The sequence below is a fragment of the Pseudoalteromonas sp. T1lg21 genome, from assembly GCF_002964625.1.
Taxonomy (GTDB): Bacteria; Pseudomonadota; Gammaproteobacteria; order Enterobacterales; family Alteromonadaceae; genus Pseudoalteromonas; species Pseudoalteromonas gelatinilytica.
Map to the genome: position 1 here is coordinate 59,623 of NZ_PQBX01000056.1, position 22,949 is coordinate 82,571.

Genomic DNA, 22,949 nt, shown 5'->3' on the forward strand with positions numbered 1-22,949 from the left:
CTACATTGATTCGTCATCTATAAAGTGTATGCTAAAATTACTGACTTAAATGTTGTAAACTAAGACACTTTCATGGCGTTAAATCAACTCACCATTACTAAAAAAATTACACTGCTTGGCAGTTCAATTGCGCTCATTGTTGCTGCGTTAATCGGCGCAACAGCGATATACAGTGCAAAACAAATCATCGAACAACGAATGATTGAATCTGAGCTACCTAGCAAACTTCAAGCAATTGATAACTATATTACTCACGATATAAATCAAATGATCAGTGCCGCTGAGCAACTCTCTAGTAACGAATTTGTATTAGAGTGGGCGCGTTCAGGCAATACTGATGATAAAACACTGCTAAAAGAGCTTAACCGACTTGTTAAGCAATACGATTTAGCAACTGCTTCGTGGGCTAATCGTGAAACGGCACAATATTGGAACCAAGACGGCTTCTTACGTGTTTTAACGCAAGAGCAAGATGGCTGGTTTTTTGCGTTTACCAAAACTGCGCAGCCTTTTTCTATCAGTATTTATCAAGAATCACCCACTGATGTAAAAATGTTTGTTAACCACCAGCAAACTAATGGCATTGGTTTAGCAGGTCTTGCTAAAAGCATTGACGATATGCAGGCCATGCTAAAACGCTTCCAAATTGAAAAAACAGGCTTTGTATTTGTTGCAGACAAAAACGGGCTAATTCAACTTCATAAAGACGAGAACAAAGTCGCTAAAGCTAAATTGGATGACGTTTATAAAACGGGCATCACGCGTACACTGCTAACGCAAAGCGACTTCAATTTACAAGAAATTGACCTTAATGGTGAAGCAACCTTAGTGGCGGCAAGCCCAATTCAAAACACTGATTTATTTGTTATTGCCCAAGTACCTAAGCATGAAGTGTTTTCGAGTATCCAAGTGTTACAATGGCAAATTATTAGCTTTGCAATCGTCATTGCGCTGATCGCAAGCTTTGCCGGTTTAGTGCTTGCTCGTACGCTTTCATCGCCACTGTCGAAAATGGCTGAGTTATTTACGCGTTTAGGTTCAGGTGATGCAAACTTAGCTTATCGTTTACCTGCTTCCGAGCAGCCAGAACTTGCTAACTTATCTGCAGGCTTTAACCAATTTATCTCTAAGATTGAAACTGCAATCAGCCAAGTTGCCCAAGAAAGTAGTGAAATCCGACAAAGTGCTGCGCATGTATTTAAACAAGCACAGAAGAACTCTGAAGCGCTTGATAATCAAAAAGAGCAAACTATCTCGGTTGCTGCAGCGATTAATGAAATGGGGGCGACAGTGCAAGAAATTGCCTCAAGCGCAGCGAACACGGCTAAACTCACTGAGAATAGTAAGCAGAACACTGAACAAAGCCATACTCAGGTAACGCAAAGTAAAGAAGCAATTATTGAGCTGGCATGTGATATCGATAATATCACCGAGCAAGTAAACGAGCTGGCAAACAAAACGCAAGCTATTGCTAGTATCGTTGACTCTATCAGAGGGATTTCTGAGCAAACTAATCTATTAGCACTTAATGCGGCGATTGAGTCTGCTCGTGCCGGTGAGCATGGTCGAGGCTTTGCTGTTGTCGCAGATGAAGTAAGAGCACTTGCAAATCGCACGTCACAGTCAACAACTGAAATTCAAACCATGATCAGTGAGCTAACGAACACGTCTGATTTAGTGGTTAATCACATCAACCACTCGAAATCGCAAGCTCAATTGAGTGTTGATGCAATGCAAAGTTCAGTTGAATTGCTCAATGCCATCAACGATGCTGCTAATGAAATAAACGATATGGCGACATTAATAGCAACTGCGACCGAAGAGCAAAGTAACGTAGTGGCAGATGTGGGCCGTAACATTGAGCAAATAAGTGATATTAGTGACAATGTTATGCGTGAACAAATCGACAGTGAGCAAGCAATCAAAGACTTAGCGAACAGTGCGCAAACCCTTGACGACCTTGTTGCTACCTTCGATAAACGCTGACACGTTTTGTAACAGTTAACACAGACCCTTTTTCATTCACGGCCTATACTTAAATGGTATTAGGCCAAGAATTAAGAGGGTCAGATGAAATCATTTACCATCGTTTTAGTATCAAGCTTTTGCTTATTAACCGCGTGTAGTAGCACAGAAAATAAATCAGCACCTCCCCCACTAGCTTTAACGCAAAGTACTGAATTCAGTCCAATTGAGGTTGAAACTCAGGAAGAGATCTTTGCTCTGAGCGAACATGTTCGGACACAACTTGATAGTGCCTTTCCAAAAGACAGTCGGTCATTGCAAAGCACTAAGCGTTTACTCAAATTTTTGTTGCAAAATGGTGATGCTTCGTTGTCCTATCAATCTGGCGCTACCTTAACGGCCACTCAAGCCTATTCAAATTTAAACGCCAACTGTTTATCGTTATCGATTTTAGCGTATAGCCTTGCGGAATACCTTGGCCTTGATGGGCAATTTCAAAAAGTACACATTCCAGAGTATTGGGCACTTGATAATGGCTTTAATTTACTTACCGGTCATATCAACTTAAAAGTAAGAGAGTCTGAAAAACAAGTGGTGAATCGTAAAGTCATTTATCCAGAAGAACGCTCTTTAATCATAGATTTTGACCCAAATAGCCGCCAAGAAGCATTTAAAACCAGTAACATTAATAAAGCCCGCATCACAGCAATGTTTTATAACAATAAAGGCGCAGCAGCGATGTTAAAGCATGATTATGATATTGCTTTTAGCTATTACAAAGCGGCTGTGGATATTGATAGCAACTATTCAGGCGCTTGGGGCAACCTCGGGGTGTTATTCAGATTAACAAGTGACTATGAAAATGCTGAAACAGCCTATCAATACGCGATTAGTTTAGATCCAGATAACAACACCGCATTGGGTAATTTAGCAAGGCTCTATAACCTCACTGATCGCCAAGACCTCGGCCAAGCAATATTAGCCAAGCTTGATAAAAAGCGCCAAGCCAACCCCTATTATCATATTTCTTTAGGTAATGACGCCTATACAACGGCCCGTTATCAAGATGCCATTAAGCACTACAAAAAAGCCCGTGACTTAAACCCCACTCTGCATGATACTGATTTTGGTTTAGCACGTACCTATTACCAATTAGGTGACCTAAAGCTTGCTAAAAAGCACTTAACATTAGCAAACGACAAAGCAGACTTTGATCATGATAAACAGCGTTATGAAGGTAAATTACAAGCGCTTCACTCGCATACAGCTAAGCTTACTCATTACCAGTAGTGCCCTGCTGCTTCACTGCGGGCAAGCTTTTGCCAATACAAACTTAGAGCAAGACGTCGTCACGCTAACATCAGCTCAATTTACAGGGCGAAAAACGGCGACTCAAGGCGCTCAGTTAGCCGCTGAGTTTATTTCTGAGCGTTTTATTTCACTTGGTTACACTGTTGATGAGCAAACATTTGCTTATCAGTCAGGGCTCTTTGGCAAGGCTTTTGGGCGGAACGTTGTTGCGACCAAAAGTAGTCATTGCGAGAAGTGTGAAAAAATCATTTTTACAGCCCATTATGATCACTTAGGGCAAAAAGGAAGTCGGCTTTACCCGGGCGCCAATGACAATGCCAGCGGTGTTGCTGCTTTATTGTATTTAGCCAGTTACTTTGTAGAAAAGCCTAAACAATATCAGTTAGTTTTTGTAGCAACCGACGCAGAAGAAAATGGCCTGCACGGTAGCGAATATTTAGTATCAACGCTTAATAAAGACGAGATAAAACTTAATATCAATTTAGATATGCTCGTTGTGAACCCAAGAAAGCCACGTATCTATGCGTTTTTAGATAATCAATCATTAGCACAATATCAAACTGACATTAAAACCCTATCGGATAAACAAATAACCTTTATGGCAACAAGTTCATCTGCAAGACTAAATCGGTTATTTGACCTCAATGTCGATTGGCGCAGAGCAAGCGATCATTATTCATTCGCTAAGGCGGGGATCCCTTACATTTACTTTGGCATAGGGCATGACAAACACCACCACCAAAGTACCGACACTACGGCGCACATCGACTTTACTTTATTTGAATCTGCGATGAAAAAAATAGCTGAATTTGTCGAAAAGCTACCTAGCTAGTTACTTCGGTAGTTCAGATGTTAAGACGAACTGCTTCTTTTGCGCTTTATTGAGTTTTTTTACGTTAATTTCTAATCTAGTAGCTTCACTTCGGTTGCCCACTTGTTGTTGATAGACAAGTGTTAAAGGCCCTTTTCCCTTTAGATTTTTAGCTCCTTTCCCTGCTTGATGCTGCATAAAACGCTTTTCAACATTGGTGCTGATCCCAGTATACCAATGACCTAAACGTGTTTGCACTATATACAAATGCCACAGAGTCTCTGAATTATCGTTGTTTTTTATAGGCTGCTGTAAACTTTCTGGGTTTGCTGTGGTCAAATCTGTGCCTCGTGATTGTTAATCGCATTTCAGTAAAAACAATTACTGAAAAGGGTTTTACCTTCTGTGACTAATCGGTATCATGCAGTGTATAAAAAATAAGGATTCAAACAAATAATGCAGTCGTTTAAAACTTTTTCTTTTTGGTTAGTACTTACCCTTACTTTAAGTGCTACAGCAGGGTGTTCAAGCTGGGTTTACCGTATCAATATTCCACAAGGTAACTTCTTAGAGCAATCAGATGTAGATAAGCTACGTGTTAATATGACTCGCGAGCAAGTTCTTTACGTACTAGGAAAGCCTGTCGCTGAAGACTCTTTCGATAACAATACTTGGCATTACCTGTATGTATTTAATATCGACCGTAGTAACGAACAGCGTAAATCGCTCGTTATTAACTTTGAAAATGATAAGCTTGTTTCATTATCGGGTGATTATGAGCAACCTAGCGAATTTAATACACCGTTAGAACAAGAGTAATATTAATTCGGATTAATTAAGGGTAGCCTAAGCTACCCTTTTTTATGCCTTATTAAGTGGGCGCCCGCCTGTAATTTTATTAGCTCGGCCTTCTTCTTTTGCTTTTTCTGCTCGGCGTCTACGTGCATCCTTCGGATCCGCAATAAGAGGTCGATAAATCTCAATACGATCCCCTTGCTTCACTTCTTGATTAAGCTTACATGTGCGATTCCAAATACCCAGAGTTAAATCATTTGCATCAATTTCAGGGCACTTCTCGATAATACCAGATTTAATAACCGCCTGCTCAGCAGTAGTACCTACTGGCACTTCTACTAATAAACTGGTTGCTGTTGTTGGTAAAGCAAACACCACTTCTACCGTTATCATGGGCGAACTCCGTATACCGTTTTAGCGCGTTGTGTAAATGCATTAACCATGTTCTTAGCCACTTCGTTAAACACTTTGCCAAACGCAAGCTCAATGAGTTTACTGGCAAATTCAAACTCTAGGTGAAGCTGCACTTTACATGCTTTATCGTCCAGGGGTAAAAAGTGCCATTTACCCTGCAACTTTTTAAAAGGGCCATCAACTAAGCGAAGGGCAACCGTTTGTTCGTCAATAAAAGTATTTTCAGTCGTGAACCACTTTTTTAAACCCGCTTTTGAGATCTCCAAACTGGCCGTCATGCCACTGGCTTGCTGAGTAATGATTTTTGCATCTGAACAATGTGGTAAAAACTCAGGATAAGCATCAACATCATTCACTAAATCAAACATTTCTTTGCTGCTATACATTACCAGCGCACTTTTTTCTATCTGCGGCATATTCACTCCCAACTTTGTCGGCGAATTTTAGCAAGCTTTAGCTATTTCCCCAAATTTTAGTGACGCGAAAATTTCTGCAAAGCCTTAAAAAAGCGATGTAAAAACGCTGTTTTTACGTATAATATGAGCCACTATGGCTAAGAAAAAATCATCTAAATCGACAAGTAATACCATCGCGCTTAACAAAAAGCGCGTCATGAGTATTTTTTACACGATAAGTTCGAAGCAGGGGTTGAACTACAGGGCTGGGAAGTAAAAAGTATCCGAGCTGGTAAAGTAAACATCTCTGAGACTTATATTCACATTAAAAACGGCGAAGCATTTTTACTTGGCAGTCAAATTCAGCCTCTCAACAGTGCTTCTACTCATGTAATCTGCGATCCACTTCGTTATCGTAAGTTACTTTTAAATAAGCGTGAAATCGATCGTCTAATCGGTGCAACAGAACGCGACGGATTTTCATTAATCGCGACTGCAATGTACTGGAAAAAATGCTGGGTGAAGTTGGAGTTCCACCTTGCTAAAGGTAAAAAGATGCACGACAAACGTGAAGACGGAAAAAATAAAGATTGGGCACGTGAAAAAGAACGCCTAATGAAGCATAAAGCTTAATTTATGAAATGAGCCTAACCTTTTTGGTAGGCTCGTACCCCTTACTAGCCCTGACTTTCCCTACTTAAGAACCCTACCCCTTTAATAAACCCATACTTTTTTGCTATTTCAATCACCTACGTTTACATGATATCAATCTTTGCTGTGATCAATTCACAATACTTTCACAATTATACAAGGATTGAAATATATGAAGAACACTCATCGCTTTATACAACGACCTCTCTATGCATTTACAGTTGCAGCATTAGCAGGCACAAGTTTTATGTCTGCTGCTGCAGAGTCAGACGGAGCTGAAAAGGTCGAACGTATTGAAGTTACAGGTTCTCGCATTAAGCGCTCTGATATTGAAGGGCCATCACCGGTTCAATCAATCAGTCGTGCAGACATCGATAACATGGGCTACGACAACCTACAACAACTATTAGAGCGTATGCCTGTTGCCGGTAATGGTACTTTCTCTACTCGCGGTAATAACCAAGACTCTACAGCTAATGGTGCTGCTGCTGTCAGCCTTCGGGGCTTAGGCTCAGACGCAACATTGGTACTTATTAATGGCCGTCGTGTATCTATTAGCGCTTTTGCTGAAAGCATTACTAATTCATTTGTTGATATCAACTCAATCCCTGTCTCTGCGATTGAGCGTATCGATATTTTAAAGGATGGCGCATCAGCTATTTATGGTTCTGATGCAGTTGCAGGTGTAGTTAATATTATCTTAAAGAAAGATATTAACGGTCTAGAGGTTAACCTTGGATATGGTGGCACTGATGGACCGAGTTATGAAGAAAAAACAGCAAGCCTAGTTTGGGGTACCAGTACAGAGAAAAGCAGCGCATCAATTATTATTGATTACTTCAACAACACCGCACTCTCTTCTGATGAAATGGGTCGTCTGGGCACAGCAAATCAAGAACCATACGGTGGTATGGATTTTCGCTCATCCCGTGGTTTCCCGGGCTACTTTTATGTAGATGGCGAAAAAACCATTGATCCGGCCTGTCCGGCAGAAAATGCAACTGCAAGTGGCAGCTGCTTATTTGACTACGGCCCGTATGGTTACGTAACCCCTGCATCTGAACGTGTTGGTGCTATTTCACAGTTTGAATATAACTTTGATAATGGCATATCGGCATTTTTAGAGGTTGCAGTACAACACAATAGTTCGCAAGCTGCAGGTGCACCGACGCCTCTTGATGAAGATGCCGGTTTAACCGTACCAGCAAGTCATCCAAATAACCCATTTGGCCAAGATATCGAAATTGGTCGTTATAGAACCGTAGACGCCGGCCCTCGTCAATGGGATATTGAATCAGATACGCTGCGTTTTGTTGCAGGCTTAAAAGGTGAGATCAGTGATTGGAGCTGGGAAGCTGCAGTTCAAAAAGGTCGCAGTAAATCAATGCAAACGGGTGACAGAAGCCAAGGTTGGGTGCGCACTGATTTCTTGCAACAAGAAATCGATGCAGGTAACTATAACCCATTTGGTGGCACCTATAATGACCAAGCAGTTATTGACCGTATTACTACAAGCTTAGTACGCCGTGGTGAGTCTCATATGACCTCATTTGATGCAAATATCAGTGGCGAAGCATTTAGCTTTGGCGATGATGTAGTAATGATGGCTGCTGGTATTGAATACCGTGAAGAAGATGTAAGCGATATTCCAGACGATCAATTCCAACGTGGTTTAATCTTTGGTACTGAGTCTGTATCAGCCGCTGCTGAACGCGACCAATACGCAGCTTATATTGAGTTTTCAATTCCGTTAGCTGATAACCTAGAGCTTCAATTAGCAGGTCGATACGATGACTACAGCGATTTTGGCTCAACAACAAACCCTAAAGTGGCTGTTCGTTGGGCACCAACAGATTCGATCACTGTTCGTGGTTCGTGGGCTCAAGGTTTCCGCGCGCCTTCACTGGCACAAATTGGTTTAGGTCCGTCGGAAGAAAGTCAGTTCTTTGTAGATACTTACCGCTGTCAGGCAACTGGACTTGACTGTAACGCCCTAGATTACAATATCCAATTTGCGGGTAACCCGAACCTTGAAGCTGAAGAATCAGAGTCTTGGAATGTGGGATTCATTTGGGCACCAACTGCTGAATTTGGCTTCGGTGTCGATGTATGGAGCATAACGCAAGACAACAAGATCGACGAACAAGAGTTTGGCCCAATCTATGATGAAAACTGTAACGATCAAAACAGCACTGTTTGTGTGCGTTTAGCGCCGCAAAATGGTTTAAGTTTAGGTGTAATTCAAAAGGTTTACAGTACCTTCGAGAACGTATCATCACAAGAAGTGTCTGGTGTCGATGTATCAGCAAACTATACACATGCAATGAGCGATTACGGCTTCTTAAAATTCAACTTAGAGTGGGCTTACCAAAACGAATTTAAGAAAGATGGCCGTGATTACACTGGCGAGTATCGTTATCCTGAAAACCGTTGGATTTTCTCAACAAACTGGGAAATGGGTGATTTCAATACAAACATTAATGTAAGTTACATTGGTGAGTTTGAAGACACTCCTGACATTGATTTCGATGGTAATCTAGATTTTGATAGCAATACATCTCGAACTGTCGACTCACAAACATTGGTGGACTTCCAAACTGCGTATAACTTTTCTGAGAAGTTAAAGTTATCTGTTGGTATTAACAACGTATTTGATGAAGATCCTCCGTTTGCAATCGGTGATGGTGATAGCGATTTATATGGCTATGTATCAAGCGTACATAACCCACGTGGTCGTTATTTCTATACTAAACTAACAATGCGTTTTAATTAACCTCGTTGAGCTTAAAACAAAAACCCGCCAATTGGCGGGTTTTTTAATTCTTTAACTTAGGCCTAAATTATAGGTCGCCTTCGTTTTCAGAAAGGAATTTAGCAACACCTGCAGGGCTTGCGTCCATACCTTTTTTACCTTCAGTCCAACCAGCTGGACATACTTCACCGTGCTCGCTGTGGAACGCTAGTGCGTCAACCATGCGAAGCATTTCGTCGATGTTACGGCCTAGAGGAAGGTCGTTAACTACTTGGTGACGTACGTTACCTTCTTCGTCGATTAGGAAAGAACCACGGAAAGCAACACCAGCTTCAGGGTGCTCAACGTCGTATGCTTGACAGATTTCGTGTTTAACGTCTGCAACTAGTGCATATTTAACTTGACCAATACCACCGTCAGCAACGGCAGTGTTACGCCATGCGTTGTGTGAGAATTGTGAATCGATAGAAACACCGATTACTTCAACGCCACGCTTTTGGAACTCTTCAAAACGTTTGTCGAAAGCGATTAGCTCAGAAGGACATACGAAAGTGAAGTCTAACGGGTAAAAGAAGATAACTGCTTTTTTACCTTTGATAGTTTCTTTTAGGTTGAAGTTTTCAACGATTTCACCGTTACCAAGAACAGCTGCTGCAGTAAAGTCTGGTGCCTGACGGCCAACTAATACACCCATTTTTATCTCCAAATATTTGAGTTTATTTCCAATTGCCTATGCAATACTCACTTAGATATGGTTACTAAATAGCAAAAACCAAGAGTAAGCATTGATAATTTGCAAGATAGTTTAATGAGGTTACAGACAAATGAACAATCGAAAAAAGCGATATGCTCAATCGGAAAAATTGATTCGTAACCATATTGAGCGATTCCCAAAATAGAACAGTAGCCAATAGCTGCAAAATCAGCGGCTAAAATCTGATAAAATATGCATGACGCGAATCACTTGGTAGAAAAATGAAAGTCCTGATCACAGGTTCAGCAGGTCGTGTTGGACGTGCAATCTATATTAAGTTAATGACAAATTATGATGTGGTTGGTTTAGATAAAACCCCCTGCTCCACTGCTGATTATGTGGGGGATATACGTGATCATGATTTAATTAAACAAGCGCTAGATGGCGTAGATATGATAATACACACAGCTGCTTTACATGCCCCACATGTTGGCCTGCACTCTGATGATAATTTTTACACTATAAATGTGGACGCGACCGAACAACTTGCACTGTTAGGTATAGAAGCTGGTGTAAAACAGTTTATTTTTACCAGCACCACAGCGCTTTATGGTTCAGCATCCACACCATTAGGTAAAACTGGCTGGATAACCGAACAGGTTATACCAAAACCAAAATCTATTTATCATAAAACTAAAATTGCCGCAGAAGCCAAACTTGAGGCGATTTCAATAAAGCACACATTGCCTATCACGGTTTTACAAATGTCTCGCTGCTTTCCTGAACCTGCTGATATTATGGCGCTATTTCGCAATAGTAGAGGTATAGACGCGCGTGATGTTGCTCATGCACATTTATGTGCGATTGAGAAAAAACTCAATGGTTTTAATCGCTTCATCATTTCCGGTGTTACGCCCTATTCAAAAGAAGATTGCCAGCAATTGTATAGGCAAGCAGATAAACTTATTGCAGAACGGATCCCTACTTTAGCAGGTGCGTTCAAGCAGCGAGGCTGGGCATTACCAACTAGTTTGGACCGAGTATACGATTCAACTAAAGCGCAGCAGCAACTAGGCTGGTACCCCAAACATAATTTTAACAGTGTTTTAGCGATGCTTGATGATGAAAGCGCTGAAGTGCTTCCGGTGCTTAGAAATAACTAAAACAAAAAACCCAGCTTTCGCTGGGTTCTTAAAATAATAGATCAATATTAGACACTTAGTCCATGATATCTTCCGGCATGTCACCACGGATCTGCTGCCAGATTTCACCTGTTTGATGACCGTATTTACGCATCATAGAAATCGCACCGTCATGTTCACGGCGCTCTGCCAATTCAGTTAAATCTTTATAAAACTGACGTGCTAATTCACGTGTACGTGAATCAGAGAAGTAATGGCAGCCAATTTTTGAATAGAAGCCTTTAAAGCCATTTAAGATAAGCACGTAAATGCGGTTATTACCTGCGACAGCCAATTCGTGATGAACTTTATAATCGTAATCAGCAAATGCTTGAGCACTGTCTTCAAGCTCTTCACTTTGCGATAAAATTTCAATAACGCGCTCTGGCGCTAGCTTGATTGCTGCACGAGTGTAAATCGCGCTGATATTCGTACGTGCCGAAAGTAATTGATCAGTTAGCTCTGGCATTTTGTCTTCATCTAGACGTGCTAGCGTTTCTAGAATATTAAGACCTGAAGTTTCCCAGAAGTTATTTACCCGAGTTGGTTTACCATGTTGGATTGTTAACCAACCGTCACGGGCTAGACGCTGAAGTACTTCACGTAACGTTGTACGTGTGACACCAATCAGTTCTGACAATTCACGTTCAGCAGGAAGAATTGAGCCAGGCGGAAAGTCACCATTCCAAATAGATTCAACAATGTATTCTTCAGCAAAACCTGCTGGGCTTTTCGCTTTAAAAATTCTCATTCAATTTCCACTTGAGTTAGCAACTACTTTTACCGCCTTTGGCGATCAACCCACTGATTGTACCAGATGATCAGCAACTAACAAGTAAACTAACTCTGGTGTGCATAAAAATCTAGAAGATCTAGGTAAATAAATGACCTTTTGGCTTAAAAGCGCACCAAACAACAATACTTTAGATATACTAAAATATTAAACAGTATCTATTTACAGCTAGAAACATCTGCATTAATTTAGCATTAATAATAAAGCTCAACCTTGGGGTACATCAATGCAACAAAGCATTTTGACAGCAATATTTAAGAATTTTTTGGGTACAGCGCCACAATGGTATAAATACACCATTGTTGCTTTTTTACTGATTAACCCTATTTTATTTCAACTTAATCCCTATGTTGCTGGCTGGGTGCTAGTTTTAGAGTTTATATTCACATTAGCAATGGCACTGAAATGCTACCCTCTGCAACCAGGAGGATTGTTAGCAATAGAGGCGTTGTTTATTGGGATGACGACCGCCGGCCAAGTTGAACATGAAATAGTTCAAAATATCGATGTAATTCTGCTACTTATCTTTATGGTTGCAGGCATTTACTTCATGAAAGATTTACTCTTGTATATCTTTACAAAGCTTGTTGTCTCGGTGCGTAGTAAAACCGTGTTATCACTGTCGTTCACCATTTCAGCCGCATTTTTATCTGCTTTCTTAGATGCGTTAACTGTAATGGCTGTGGTCATTGCGGTCGCAATGGGTTTTTACAGCATTTATCATAAGGTGGCATCTGGTAAAGACTCAAACAGTGAGCATGATATTAATGATGACAACCAAGTGCGCCCAGTAAACCGTCAAGAACTTGAAGAGTTCCGTGCTTTTCTACGTAACTTATTAATGCATGCATCAATCGGTACAGCTTTAGGTGGTGTATGTACTATGGTGGGTGAGCCACAAAATTTAATCATTGCTGAGCGTGCTGGCTGGTTATTCGGCGAATTTTTCTTCCGTATGCTGCCAATCACATTGCCTGTGATGTTTGCCGGTATTGCTACAACCTTTTTACTCGAAAAGACTAAAGCATTTGGTTATGGTGCAAAACTACCTGCACCAATTCACACGATTTTAGCTGATCACGCTAAAAAACTTGAGAAAAAACGCACTACACGCGATAAAGTGAACTTAGCTATTCAAGCTTTTATTGCTGTTTGGTTGATCATTGGTCTGGCCCTTCACTTGGCAACAGTTGGTTTAATTGGTTTATCTGTAATTATTTTTGCAACAGCCAGTGCCGGTATCATTGAAGAACATCAGCTTGGTAAAGCATTTGAAGAAGCCTTGCCATTCACAGCCTTACTGTGCGTATTCTTCTCGATTGTTGCGGTGATTATCGACCAACATTTATTCACGCCTGTAATATCTTGGGTTCTGACCTTTGAGGGTCAGCTACAACTGGTGATGTTCTTTATAGCCAACGGTATTCTGTCGATGGTCAGCGATAACGTTTTCGTCGGCACTGTGTATATCAATGAAGTGGCTGCTGCATTACAGGCAGGTCAAATTACTCGTGATCAGTTTGATTTGTTAGCTGTAGCAATCAATACCGGTACCAACCTGCCAAGTGTTGCCACCCCAAATGGACAAGCTGCGTTCTTATTCTTGCTTACATCGACGTTAGCCCCTGTGTTAAGGCTATCTTATGGCCGCATGGTTTACATGGCGCTACCTTATACCATCGTGTTGACGATTGTCGGTTTAAGTATGACTTTATTCAGCCTTTCAGACATGACGGACTTGCTGTATCAATGGGGCTTAATTAACCACCACACAGGTGCGTTACCCGGCTCAGTAAGTGGTCACTAGATTGGTGAGACTCAAGAGAATTTGAAATAATAAAAAGCCCGCTTAGTTGCGGGCTTTTTATCGATTAGCACAATTTAATCGAGTACCTTTGCGTCATTTGCTTTGTTGAGTAAGCTGCGGCTTTGCGTTAAGAAATGTGCTGTCGCATCTGAGAAGTATTCTTTCGCATCAGCAAAGGCTGCAATCAATGATGCTTTATCCCCTGCTTTAAGCTTTTCGAGCGTTTCAGCAAAGGTTTCTTGGTAATTAGCCAGTAGTGACTCTACATCATCGAATTGTGCCAGCATAATGTCAGAGTAAAGCTCAGGTGACTGGGCAAATAAGCGCCCTACCATCATTAACTCGAGCTGATATATAGGTGATGAACAGCTACGAAGCTCTGCGAGTGTATGACTTTGCTTTGCAAGAAACTGCCCGTATACAAAAGTCGTTAAGTGGCGCATTACCTGAATGATCTGCATTGCTTCATCATGTTTTTTAGCATCCATTTCAACAACTTGACAGCCCCACACCTGTAATTGTGCCAATAAACCTTGCGCTACTTCATGATTGCGTCCCTCACAGACAACGACCGTTTGCTTAACCCAATGCGAAATATCTGGACCAAACATGGGGTGTAATCCCACGACAGGACCGCTATGAGCTGCCATAAGTGCTTTTAAAGGCTTTTGTTTAACCGAGGTAATATCAACTAACAAACAATCATCATCAAGCGTCGGTAATGCGGCAACAACTTGCTCAAGCGCATTAATTGGCACACTAACAAGAACTAATTTAGCCCCTTTTAATATCGCTTCACTTTGTGCTTGTTGTGCTTTATCTAAAATACGAACTTCATAACCAGAACGCTTAAACTGCTGAGCAAATAACTGGCCCATTGCCCCTTCACCACCAACAATCACTATCGGCGATAACTGAGGTGCAGCACAAGCAAGGCTACCTTGCTGATTTTGATATGCTTCACGCATCATACGGCGAAGTATATCTTCCACTAACTCAGGATTAACCCCTTGAGCGACAGCTTCTTGTCGACGAGCAGCAAGTAAATCTGCCTCACGATCAGGTGCATGTAATGGTGCGCCAATTTGTTGTTTAATTGCCCCAATTTTTTCTGTTATACCATTACGTTTAGCCAGTAATGCCACCAATTGCGCATCACATTCATCTATTCCAGCTCTTAAATCAGCTAGATCATTCACTGTTACCACGTTATTACACCTCAAACCCTAAAAACGTAAATTTATATATACGAAAAAGTAAAGCTTTCAATACGAATTATAGTAACAGGATAAAGACTGAAGTACAAAGGGCTAGCAAGATACAACACTAATGTACCGGCTGCTAATCAATAACAAAATGATTCATACCAATTCGCTTAATAAAGTGGTCTATTTTGAGGCAATAAAACCTCGTTGATAACAAGGCAAAAATTTCGTTATTTAGTTGTTCTAAATCAGAAATTTTTAACGCAGTTAGCGACAGGTTTAATCCCTCAAAATGATTAAGTATTATTGCGGATTGGTATTATATAGAATGCTGCAAAAGACGAAGTGTTTACAGAGATGCTATAGAGAAGGGAGTGATGAGAAATTTTCGCTTTAAAAACCAAAACGGGTTGCAACCAGAGGCTGCAACCCGTTTTATTTTGCGTAGTAAAAACGCGCGTATTAGTTAAGTTTCTCTTTAATACGTGCAGATTTACCAGAACGCTCACGTAGATAGTAAAGTTTCGCACGGCGAACAGCACCGCGACGTTTAACTGAGATACTATCGATAAGAGGGCTGTGCGTTTGGAATACACGCTCAACACCTTCACCGCTCGAAATTTTACGAACTGTGAATGCTGAGTGAAGACCACGATTACGCTTAGCGATTACAACACCTTCAAAGGCCTGTAGACGCTCTTTCTCGCCTTCTTTAACACGTACCTGTACAACTACTGTATCACCAGCGCCGAATGCTGGTACGTCTGATTTAAGCTGCTCTTCTTCAAGCGCTTTAATAATGTTTTGGTTTACTTTTGCCATTATATTTCTCACTTTCCTAGGTGTAACTGTCTTCTAGCCACAAGCTTGTTGGTACTCTTGCTTGAATTCTGCAAGTAGTGCCGCTTGCTCCTCAGTCAGAGCTAGGTTATGCAACAAGTCAGGACGACGAAGCCAAGTTCGACCAAGTGATTGCTTTAAGCGCCACTTAGCGATTTCTTGGTGGTTTCCACTGAGTAATACAGCAGGCACCTGTTTATCATCCAATGTCTCTGGCCGTGTATAGTGTGGACAATCAAGCAATCCATCCGAAAATGAATCTTGCTCTGCTGACTGATTGTGACCTAACACACCTGGAACTAATCGTGCTACTGCATCAATTAGCGTCATAGCGGGTAATTCACCACCACTCAGAATAAAATCTCCAATTGACCATTCTTCGTCAACGTATGATTCTATGATTCTCTCATCTATACCTTCATAGCGACCGGCAATTAGAATCAACTTTTCTGATTGTGCAAGCTCAGTTGCACCTTGCTGATCTAATTTGCGCCCTTGCGGGGACATATAAATTACTTTAGCGCCATCACCTGCCGCCTTTTTAGCGTCAAGGATAGCTTGTTTCAATGGTTCAACCATCATTAACATGCCAGGACCGCCCCCGTAAGGACGATCGTCCACAGTTCTATGCTTATCAGTCGCATAGTCACGTGGATTCCAGCAGTTAAAGTCGATTAGACCATTTTTAACTGCGCGACCTGTAACACCTTGGGTGGTAATCGCATCAAACATGTCCGGGAAAAGGCTAATAACCCCAACCCATAATGAACTCGTTTGTGACATTAAAACCCTGGGTCCCAGTCTACGGTAATTTCTCTCGCATCATGCTTAACTTCTTTGATAACAGAATCTGTTAAGAAAGGAATTAAACGTTCTGCTTGGCCAAATGCATCTTTTTTGTTTGCTTTCACAACCAAAACGTCATTTGACCCTGTCTCCATTAGGTCATCAACAATACCTAAGTCATAACCTTTATCGGTTACAACAGACATGCCGATGAGATCTCGCCAATAGAATTCACCTTGCGGTAATTCTGGTAGCTGCGCTGCATCTACTGAGATTTCTACATTGGTCAAAGCCATTGCTTCGTCTCGGTCGTTTACTTGCGCAACTTTAGCGATAAAGCCTTTGTTGTGGCGACGCCAGTCGACCACTTCTAAGGTCTGCCATTTACCTTGTTGCCCTATCAACCATGGGCTGAAATCGAAGATCCCTTCGGGATCATCAGTAAATGAATGCACCTTAAGCCAGCCCTTTATACCATATGGGGCACCGAGCTTTCCTACTGTAATAATCGAGGTGTTCTCTTGACTCATGGTTACACTTACGCCTATTAAGCCGCTTTACGAGCGTCTTTAACTAACTTAGCTACGCGATCTGTAAGAGATGCGCCTTGACCTACCCAGTGATCAACACGAGATAAATCTAAACGTACTTTTTCTTCCTGACCTGCAGCGATAGGGTTAAAGAAACCTACTTTCTCGATGAAGCGACCGTCACGCGAGAAACGGCTATCCGCAACCACAATTTGATAGAAAGGGCGTTTTTTAGCGCCACCACGTTGCAAACGAATAGTTACCATACCGTCCTCTACATAGATTGACTGTTTTCATTAATAAGATTTACTCCCCAATATGGGAAGCCGGGGAATTGTACGAGTTTTTTGTAATATTGCAAGTAAGAACTGCGGCAAAATGTAAGTTAAGTTGATTAAACACTGATCTGAGCGTTAGATATTACATCAGCGTAACAATTATGCATAATTTATCCATTAAAAAAGGAGCGACTTGCTCCTTTTTTAATGAAAGCATGAATGCTTAGAACTTAGGACCGCCGCCTAGCATTCCCGGCGGAAGCATTCCTTTCATGCCGCGCATCATTTTCATCATGCCGCCTTTACCTTTCATCTTCTTCATCATCTTCTGCATTTGCGTAAACTGTTTAAGCAGTTTATTGATTTCTTGCACCTGTGTACCAGAACCTGCAGCAATACGTTTTTTACGAGAACCTTTAATGATTTCAGGGCGAGCACGCTCTTTTGGTGTCATAGAGCTAATGATTGCTTCCATTTGTACAAAGGTTTTATCACTCATTTGGCCTTTAACAGCATCAGGAAGGTTTTGCATGCCCGGTAACTTATCAAGCATCGACATCATACCGCCCATGTTTTTCATCTGACGAAGTTGCTCAGCAAAATCTTCTAATGTAAAACCATCACCTTTAAATACTTTCTCTGCAACTTTAGCCGCTTTCTCTTTATCGACTTTCATTTCGACTTCTTCGATTAATGAAAGTACGTCACCCATGCCTAGGATCCGCGAAGCGATACGGTCTGGATGGAATGGTTCAAGTGCATCAGTGCGCTCACCCACACCCATAAATTTAATTGGCTTACCAGTAATGTGACGAATTGATAATGCAGCACCACCACGGGCGTCACCATCAGTCTTGGTTAAGATCACACCACTTAGTGGCAGCGCTTCGTCAAATGCTTTTGCGGTGTTTGCAGCATCTTGACCTGTCATCGCATCAACGACGAATAAAGTTTCGATTGGATTAATTGCACTATGTAGTGCTTTAATTTCATCCATCATGTCGCTATCAACGTGTAAACGACCTGCGGTATCGACTAGCACCACATCAATAAATTTCTTCTTCGCATGTGAAATAGCATTCGTCGCAATATCGACTGGCTTTTGTGAGATGTCACTTGGGAAGAACTCAACACCCACTTCACTCGCAAGTGTTTCTAGCTGTTTAATTGCCGCAGGACGGTAAACGTCGGCACTCACAACTAATACAGATTTCTTTTTACGCTCTTTTAAGAATTTAGCTAATTTACCAACACTGGTGGTTTTACCCGCACCTTGTAAACCCGCCATCATCACTACCGCTGGCGGCTGTGCATTAAGGCTCAGTTCTTCATTTGCTTCACCCATGGCCTTTTCAAGTTCTTCACGAACAATCTTAATAAAGACTTGACCTGGGCTTAAGCTTTTCGTTACTTCAACACCAACTGCGCGCTCTTTAACTTGCTTAACAAACTCACGAACAACAGGTAAGGCAACGTCCGCTTCCAAAAATGCCATGCGGACTTCGCGTAATGTATCTTTTATATTGTCTTCAGTTAGGCGTCCGCGGCCACTGATATTTTTTAAGGTTTTACCTAAGCGTTCTTGGAGATTCTCAAACATGTAAAGGTTCCGATAAAACGTGTTTCACCTGCAATGTACATAAAACAGACAAGTTTGACGACCATACAGGCAATATTAAAATTTAATTCCTAGCAGTATACCGTAAATGATGGTCGACAATACAGTGTTCAAGTGCGCTGTTTGAGTTTCTTTTTACAAACTCTATGCTTTTTCCTTGCTATAAAATACAATGGCATCAAAGAGACAAGGATTTATCGATATAAATTAAGTGGCCAAAACACGATGATTATTAGTTTAACTATTATTGCTAGTTTGTTTTATGTGTTAGCAACGTCGCATGTGCTTTCACGTCTTTTCCACAAACAAGGTCCAAGCCAAAAACTCACGGTGATACTCAGCACTGTGGCTATCCTTGCTCATATGTTATTGCTGGTTAATTCTGTATTTCGTGCTGACGGACAAGATTTGAGTATCGTCAACGTTGCACTATTAACCTGTTGGGTCATTGTGGTCTCCGTGACGGCAGTATCCCTTAAATTCCCTGCTACATTATTATTGCCCGTAGTTTATGGCTTTGCAGCCATACTAACTTTAGCCAGTTTATTTATACCGCATCATGTGATTTTACATTCAATCGATGTCGAACTTGGCTTAGTCACTCATATTTCGTTATCGCTGTTGGCCTATTGTGTATTGATCATATCAACACTCTACGCCGTGCAGTTCTACTTTATTGATAAGCGTTTAAAACGCAAAGACTTGGCAATTGTACACAGCCACTTACCTCCTTTAATGGTGGTTGAGCGTCAGCTTTATCAATTACTCACACTCGGCACTATCTTGCTCACTTTTGCACTTCTTTCTGGATTTATCTTTTTAGAAGGTATGTTTGCGAGTGAATTTATTCATAAGACTGTTTTATCGTTAATTGCATGGCTGATTTTCACGGTTGTTACTGTGGGACATTTGCGTCAAGGCTGGCGTGGTAAGCCTGTGGTGTTTTCGATCATGATAGCCGCTTTTATCTTATCACTTGCTTATTTTGGCAGCCGTTTCATCCAAGAAGTGATTCTAAATAAGTTTTAACTTGACTCAGCAAGCTGTCTCTAGCTTAATATGCACTGATTTATAAAAAAAGGATCCATCGTTGGACGACATATCGACTAGTTCCCTGTTTATTATACTGGGATTATTGATACTTATTTCTGCTTATTTTTCTGGTTCTGAAACTGGAATTATGTCAATTAACCGTATTCGCTTGCGCCATCTTGCTAAAGAAGATCATCGTGCCGCGAAACGTGTCAGCAAACTTTTAAGTCGCCCTGACAGACTCATTGGTCTGATCTTGATTGGTAACAACTTAGTTAATATCGCTGCAGCACAGGTTGCGACGATTATTGGTATTCGCCTATATGGTGATCTCGGTATTGCCATTGCAACCGGCGCACTTACCTTAGTGGTTTTAATCTTTGCCGAAGTAACGCCAAAGACACTGGCAGCGCTTTATCCAGAAAAGGTCGCTTTCCCAAGCTCAATTGTATTAAAAGGCCTTTTGAAAATTCTTTTCCCATTTGTGCTTGTCGTAAACTGGATGACCAACGGCATGTTACGCTTGTTTGGTATCACAACAGCACAAATTGAAGAGCACAGCTTAAGTAAAGAAGAATTAAAAACAGTGGTCAATGAATCAGGTGCACTATTACCTGCTCGCCACCAAAGCATGCTGACTTCAATTTTAGATTTAGAACAAGTCACCGTTGAAGATATCATGATCCCGCGTAACGAAATTGTTGCTATTGATATCAATGATGATTGGAAACTTATTAGCCGTCAGCTTACGCATGCACAGCATACTCGCGTACTATTGTATCGTGACCAAATAGATGATGCTGTTGGCTTTATTCACTCACGTGATGCATTACGCCTATTAACGAAAGAGCAGTTCGATAAACCATCACTACTGCGTGCTGTTCGTGAAATTTACTTCATTCCTGAAGGTACATCATTAAACACGCAATTACTTAAGTTCCAGCAATCGAAAGAACGCATTGGCTTAGTGGTTGATGAATATGGTGATATTCAAGGTCTAGTAACGCTTGAAGATATCCTTGAAGAAGTTGTAGGTGACTTTACGACAACACAATCACGCACACCAAGTGAAGAAGTGACAGAGCAAGATGATGGTTCAGTGCTTGTCGATGGGGGTGCAAACATTCGCGATCTAAACAAAGAAATGGGTTGGGAATTACCGATCGATGGTCCAAAAACCCTCAGTGGCTTAATCGTTGAGTACTTGGAAGATATTCCAGATACCAACTTAAGTTTACGAATTGCGGGTTACCCAATCGAAGTGTTAGAAATAAAAGAAAATATGGTGAAACTGGTTAAAGTTATTCCAAGTAAACGTACAGAATAACCGTTAACAGTTCCGGCATTAAATTAGAAAAAAGGAGTAGCTAGTTACTCCTTTTTTGTTACTGACAAATCGAAAATATCTGAAAATTCGTATTTCTCCACGCAAGCCACACACAACAGCCTTATTCGTCTACTATTATTTCTTTTGCATATACATTGATATAACAAGGAATGAAAATGGACGAAATATCAATCGAAAAAATCTATAACCAAGCTATCGAATTGCTGATGCTTTACGGGCCAAAGTTTATCCTCGCAATCCTAGTTTTAATTATAGGTTGGTGGTTAATTGGTAGAATTGCCAATATGGCCGAAAAATCAATGAATAAGGTCAAGTTCGAAGTTGGCCTTACGCACTTTTTAGTTTCCTTTATCTCAGTCATTCTAAAAGTACTGTTACTGATATCTGTCGCGTCGATGATTGGTATAGAAACAACCTCATTTATAGCTATGCTGGGTGCAGCAGGCCTAGCAGTGGGCATGGCATTACAAGGCAGTCTAGCTAACTTTGCAGGTGGCGTGCTTATCTTGTTCTTTAAACCTTTTAAAGTCGGCGATGTCATCGAAGCACAAGGCTACATGGGTAAAGTGGTTGAGATACAAATTTTTGTCACTGTTTTACTCACCTACGACAACGAAAAAATTATTATCCCAAATGGCACGCTATCAAATGGCTGCGTTAAAAATAAGTTTGCAGAGCCAACTCACCGCGTTGCTATCGAATTTGGTATCAGTTACGGCGATGATGTGCATAAAGCCCGTGACGTGTTAATGAGCGTGCTTGATGATTATGATTTGGTATTAAAAGACATTGAAGATAAAAAACCGACAGTCCATGTTAGTCAACATGGTGAAAGCCATATTGGTATGTTGGTATGGGCGTGGGTTGAGTCAGATAACTACTGGCCGGTGTATTTTGGCTTATACGAACGCGTTAAAATTGCCTTTGACGCCGCTGATATCACGATTCCATTCCCGCAAAGGGATGTCCATATTCACCAGTTTCCTGGTAAATAGATAGTAAAAAGCCCGCTAATTGAAGCGGGCTTTCTATTTAGTCATTAACTAAATAAACGTTGGAACCAGTTTTTATCTAAATCGGCTTCACACTTTTTAAGTTGTGCACCATAACGACTAGCTCGATGCTTTACTTTATTTGCCACATTCATCAGCCATTTTTTGCTTTTATAGGTACCCCGTTTGTAGCCGCCCCACCCTTCATGGTAGTTTAGGTACTGGGCGTAGGCATCCCATTTAGATACCCCATTTACTTTATGTGTTTTGTAAACAAACCACGCCATAAAGTCGATAGCATCGTCAAAATCGTCCCTATCCGCACCACTGTTACCTGTTTCACGGATGTAATCTGACCACGTTGGTGTTTTTGCTTGTGAATAACCATAGGCAGAGCTTGCACGACCGATTGGGATAACCCATAAGAAATATTCCATTGGCGGCGCTGCATCATGACGAAATGAGCTTTCTTGATACATCATGCTCATAAGCACATGTTTAGGTGAGCCCCACTTTTCTTGTGCATCACGTGCATCGTAATACCAATCAGGCTTTTCTTCAAAAATCTTACATATATCATGAGGTTGCTCTGGCGGAGCGGTTGCACAACCAGCCAGTGATGCGGCCAGCGATAAAATAATTATACTTTTTTTCATTTTTTTATGGATCTCGCTGAACTTTTTCTTATCAGGTCAGTCTGAACTTATGAATGCAGCAGTATAGCATTGTTTCATCCCTGAAGAATCTTTGA

22 protein-coding genes and 1 pseudogene are annotated in these 22,949 nt (G+C 41.2%); 11 read left to right on the forward strand and 12 right to left on the reverse strand.

Annotation, left to right across the window (positions count from 1 at the left end; translation table 11 throughout):
- Positions 1 to 72: 72 nt before the first annotated feature.
- From C2M25_RS10700 to C2M25_RS10710, 3 genes are all read left to right on the forward strand, one after another.
- Complete coding sequence (locus C2M25_RS10700) at positions 73 to 1,986, forward strand: methyl-accepting chemotaxis protein (RefSeq protein ID WP_063700111.1); 1,914 nt, start codon at positions 73 to 75, stop codon at positions 1,984 to 1,986.
- 84 nt (positions 1,987 to 2,070) lie between these two features.
- Positions 2,071 to 3,255: a tetratricopeptide repeat protein gene (locus C2M25_RS10705; RefSeq protein WP_105181086.1), complete on the forward strand. Its 1,185-nt coding sequence runs from the start codon at positions 2,071 to 2,073 to the stop codon at positions 3,253 to 3,255.
- Complete coding sequence (locus tag C2M25_RS10710; RefSeq protein ID WP_158679708.1) at positions 3,197 to 4,108, forward strand: M20/M25/M40 family metallo-hydrolase; 912 nt, start codon at positions 3,197 to 3,199, stop codon at positions 4,106 to 4,108. Before C2M25_RS10705 ends, C2M25_RS10710 begins: the two co-directional genes overlap by 59 nt.
- Here the strand turns inward: C2M25_RS10710 and C2M25_RS10715 are convergent, their stop codons facing one another.
- Complete coding sequence (locus tag C2M25_RS10715) at positions 4,109 to 4,426, reverse strand: GIY-YIG nuclease family protein (protein ID WP_105181088.1); 318 nt, start codon at positions 4,424 to 4,426, stop codon at positions 4,109 to 4,111.
- 117 nt (positions 4,427 to 4,543) lie between these two features.
- Between C2M25_RS10715 and C2M25_RS10720 the strand changes: the two genes are divergently transcribed.
- A complete protein-coding gene (locus C2M25_RS10720; protein WP_063700119.1) occupies positions 4,544 to 4,906 on the forward strand; it encodes an outer membrane protein assembly factor BamE in 363 nt (120 codons plus the stop codon).
- Positions 4,907 to 4,948: 42 nt separating this feature from the next.
- On the opposite strand, the gene C2M25_RS10725 is transcribed toward C2M25_RS10720, so the two are convergent.
- Complete coding sequence (locus tag C2M25_RS10725) at positions 4,949 to 5,275, reverse strand: RnfH family protein (protein ID WP_063700122.1); 327 nt, start codon at positions 5,273 to 5,275, stop codon at positions 4,949 to 4,951.
- A complete protein-coding gene (locus C2M25_RS10730) occupies positions 5,272 to 5,712 on the reverse strand; it encodes a type II toxin-antitoxin system RatA family toxin (RefSeq protein WP_054551726.1) in 441 nt (146 codons plus the stop codon). Before C2M25_RS10730 ends, C2M25_RS10725 begins: the two co-directional genes overlap by 4 nt.
- Positions 5,713 to 5,845: 133 nt before the next feature.
- On the opposite strand from C2M25_RS10730, the pseudogene smpB reads away from it, so the two are divergent.
- Together smpB and C2M25_RS10740 are read left to right on the forward strand one after the other, a co-directional pair.
- A pseudogene (gene smpB, locus C2M25_RS10735) lies at positions 5,846 to 6,324 on the forward strand (SsrA-binding protein SmpB).
- A 265-nt stretch (positions 6,325 to 6,589) separates the two neighbouring features.
- Positions 6,590 to 9,115, forward strand: a complete 2,526-nt coding sequence (locus tag C2M25_RS10740; protein ID WP_234003580.1) for a TonB-dependent receptor — start codon at positions 6,590 to 6,592, stop codon at positions 9,113 to 9,115.
- Positions 9,116 to 9,182: 67 nt separating this feature from the next.
- On the opposite strand, the gene C2M25_RS10745 is transcribed toward C2M25_RS10740, so the two are convergent.
- Positions 9,183 to 9,788, reverse strand: coding sequence for a peroxiredoxin C (locus C2M25_RS10745; RefSeq protein ID WP_063700129.1), 606 nt, complete (start codon positions 9,786 to 9,788; stop codon positions 9,183 to 9,185).
- A 281-nt stretch (positions 9,789 to 10,069) separates the two neighbouring features.
- Here C2M25_RS10745 and C2M25_RS10750 point away from each other — a divergent pair, with 281 nt between their 5' ends.
- Entirely contained in the window at positions 10,070 to 10,951 is an 882-nt protein-coding gene (locus C2M25_RS10750) for an NAD-dependent epimerase/dehydratase family protein (RefSeq protein ID WP_105181090.1), read from the forward strand.
- 55 nt (positions 10,952 to 11,006) lie between these two features.
- On the opposite strand, the gene fadR is transcribed toward C2M25_RS10750, so the two are convergent.
- Positions 11,007 to 11,720 (reverse strand): fatty acid metabolism transcriptional regulator FadR, encoded by a 714-nt coding sequence (gene fadR, locus C2M25_RS10755; RefSeq protein WP_054561887.1) that lies wholly within the window; start codon positions 11,718 to 11,720, stop codon positions 11,007 to 11,009.
- A 268-nt stretch (positions 11,721 to 11,988) separates the two neighbouring features.
- Between fadR and nhaB the strand changes: the two genes are divergently transcribed.
- Positions 11,989 to 13,569 (forward strand): sodium/proton antiporter NhaB, encoded by a 1,581-nt coding sequence (gene nhaB / locus C2M25_RS10760; protein WP_105181091.1) that lies wholly within the window; start codon positions 11,989 to 11,991, stop codon positions 13,567 to 13,569.
- A 74-nt stretch (positions 13,570 to 13,643) separates the two neighbouring features.
- Here nhaB and tyrA read toward each other — a convergent pair whose 3' ends face one another.
- The 6 genes from tyrA to ffh form a co-directional block, all read right to left on the reverse strand.
- A complete protein-coding gene (gene tyrA / locus C2M25_RS10765; protein WP_063700136.1) occupies positions 13,644 to 14,777 on the reverse strand; it encodes a bifunctional chorismate mutase/prephenate dehydrogenase in 1,134 nt (377 codons plus the stop codon).
- Between the two features lie 459 nt (positions 14,778 to 15,236).
- Positions 15,237 to 15,596 (reverse strand): 50S ribosomal protein L19, encoded by a 360-nt coding sequence (rplS, locus tag C2M25_RS10770; RefSeq protein WP_063700138.1) that lies wholly within the window; start codon positions 15,594 to 15,596, stop codon positions 15,237 to 15,239.
- A 33-nt stretch (positions 15,597 to 15,629) separates the two neighbouring features.
- Complete coding sequence (trmD, locus tag C2M25_RS10775; RefSeq protein ID WP_063700141.1) at positions 15,630 to 16,397, reverse strand: tRNA (guanosine(37)-N1)-methyltransferase TrmD; 768 nt, start codon at positions 16,395 to 16,397, stop codon at positions 15,630 to 15,632.
- Positions 16,397 to 16,930, reverse strand: coding sequence for a ribosome maturation factor RimM (gene rimM / locus C2M25_RS10780; RefSeq protein WP_063700143.1), 534 nt, complete (start codon positions 16,928 to 16,930; stop codon positions 16,397 to 16,399). Before rimM ends, trmD begins: the two co-directional genes overlap by 1 nt.
- A gap of 17 nt (positions 16,931 to 16,947) precedes the next feature.
- Positions 16,948 to 17,196, reverse strand: a complete 249-nt coding sequence (gene rpsP, locus C2M25_RS10785) for a 30S ribosomal protein S16 (protein ID WP_063700145.1) — start codon at positions 17,194 to 17,196, stop codon at positions 16,948 to 16,950.
- Between the two features lie 235 nt (positions 17,197 to 17,431).
- Positions 17,432 to 18,808 (reverse strand): signal recognition particle protein, encoded by a 1,377-nt coding sequence (ffh, locus tag C2M25_RS10790; protein ID WP_063700147.1) that lies wholly within the window; start codon positions 18,806 to 18,808, stop codon positions 17,432 to 17,434.
- Between the two features lie 243 nt (positions 18,809 to 19,051).
- Between ffh and C2M25_RS10795 the strand changes: the two genes are divergently transcribed.
- The 3 genes from C2M25_RS10795 to C2M25_RS10805 all read left to right on the forward strand — a co-directional run bounded on the left by C2M25_RS10795 (position 19,052) and on the right by C2M25_RS10805 (position 22,201).
- Entirely contained in the window at positions 19,052 to 19,855 is an 804-nt protein-coding gene (locus C2M25_RS10795) for a cytochrome C assembly family protein (protein WP_063700149.1), read from the forward strand.
- Positions 19,856 to 19,916: 61 nt separating this feature from the next.
- Positions 19,917 to 21,185 (forward strand): HlyC/CorC family transporter, encoded by a 1,269-nt coding sequence (locus tag C2M25_RS10800; protein ID WP_138625242.1) that lies wholly within the window; start codon positions 19,917 to 19,919, stop codon positions 21,183 to 21,185.
- Positions 21,186 to 21,361: 176 nt separating this feature from the next.
- Positions 21,362 to 22,201 (forward strand): mechanosensitive ion channel family protein, encoded by an 840-nt coding sequence (locus C2M25_RS10805; protein WP_063700152.1) that lies wholly within the window; start codon positions 21,362 to 21,364, stop codon positions 22,199 to 22,201.
- 44 nt (positions 22,202 to 22,245) lie between these two features.
- Here C2M25_RS10805 and C2M25_RS10810 read toward each other — a convergent pair whose 3' ends face one another.
- Positions 22,246 to 22,854 carry a transglycosylase SLT domain-containing protein gene (locus C2M25_RS10810; RefSeq protein WP_063700155.1) on the reverse strand — a complete coding sequence of 203 codons (609 nt, stop codon included), beginning with the start codon at positions 22,852 to 22,854 and terminating at the stop codon, positions 22,246 to 22,248.
- Positions 22,855 to 22,949: the final 95 nt, after the last annotated feature.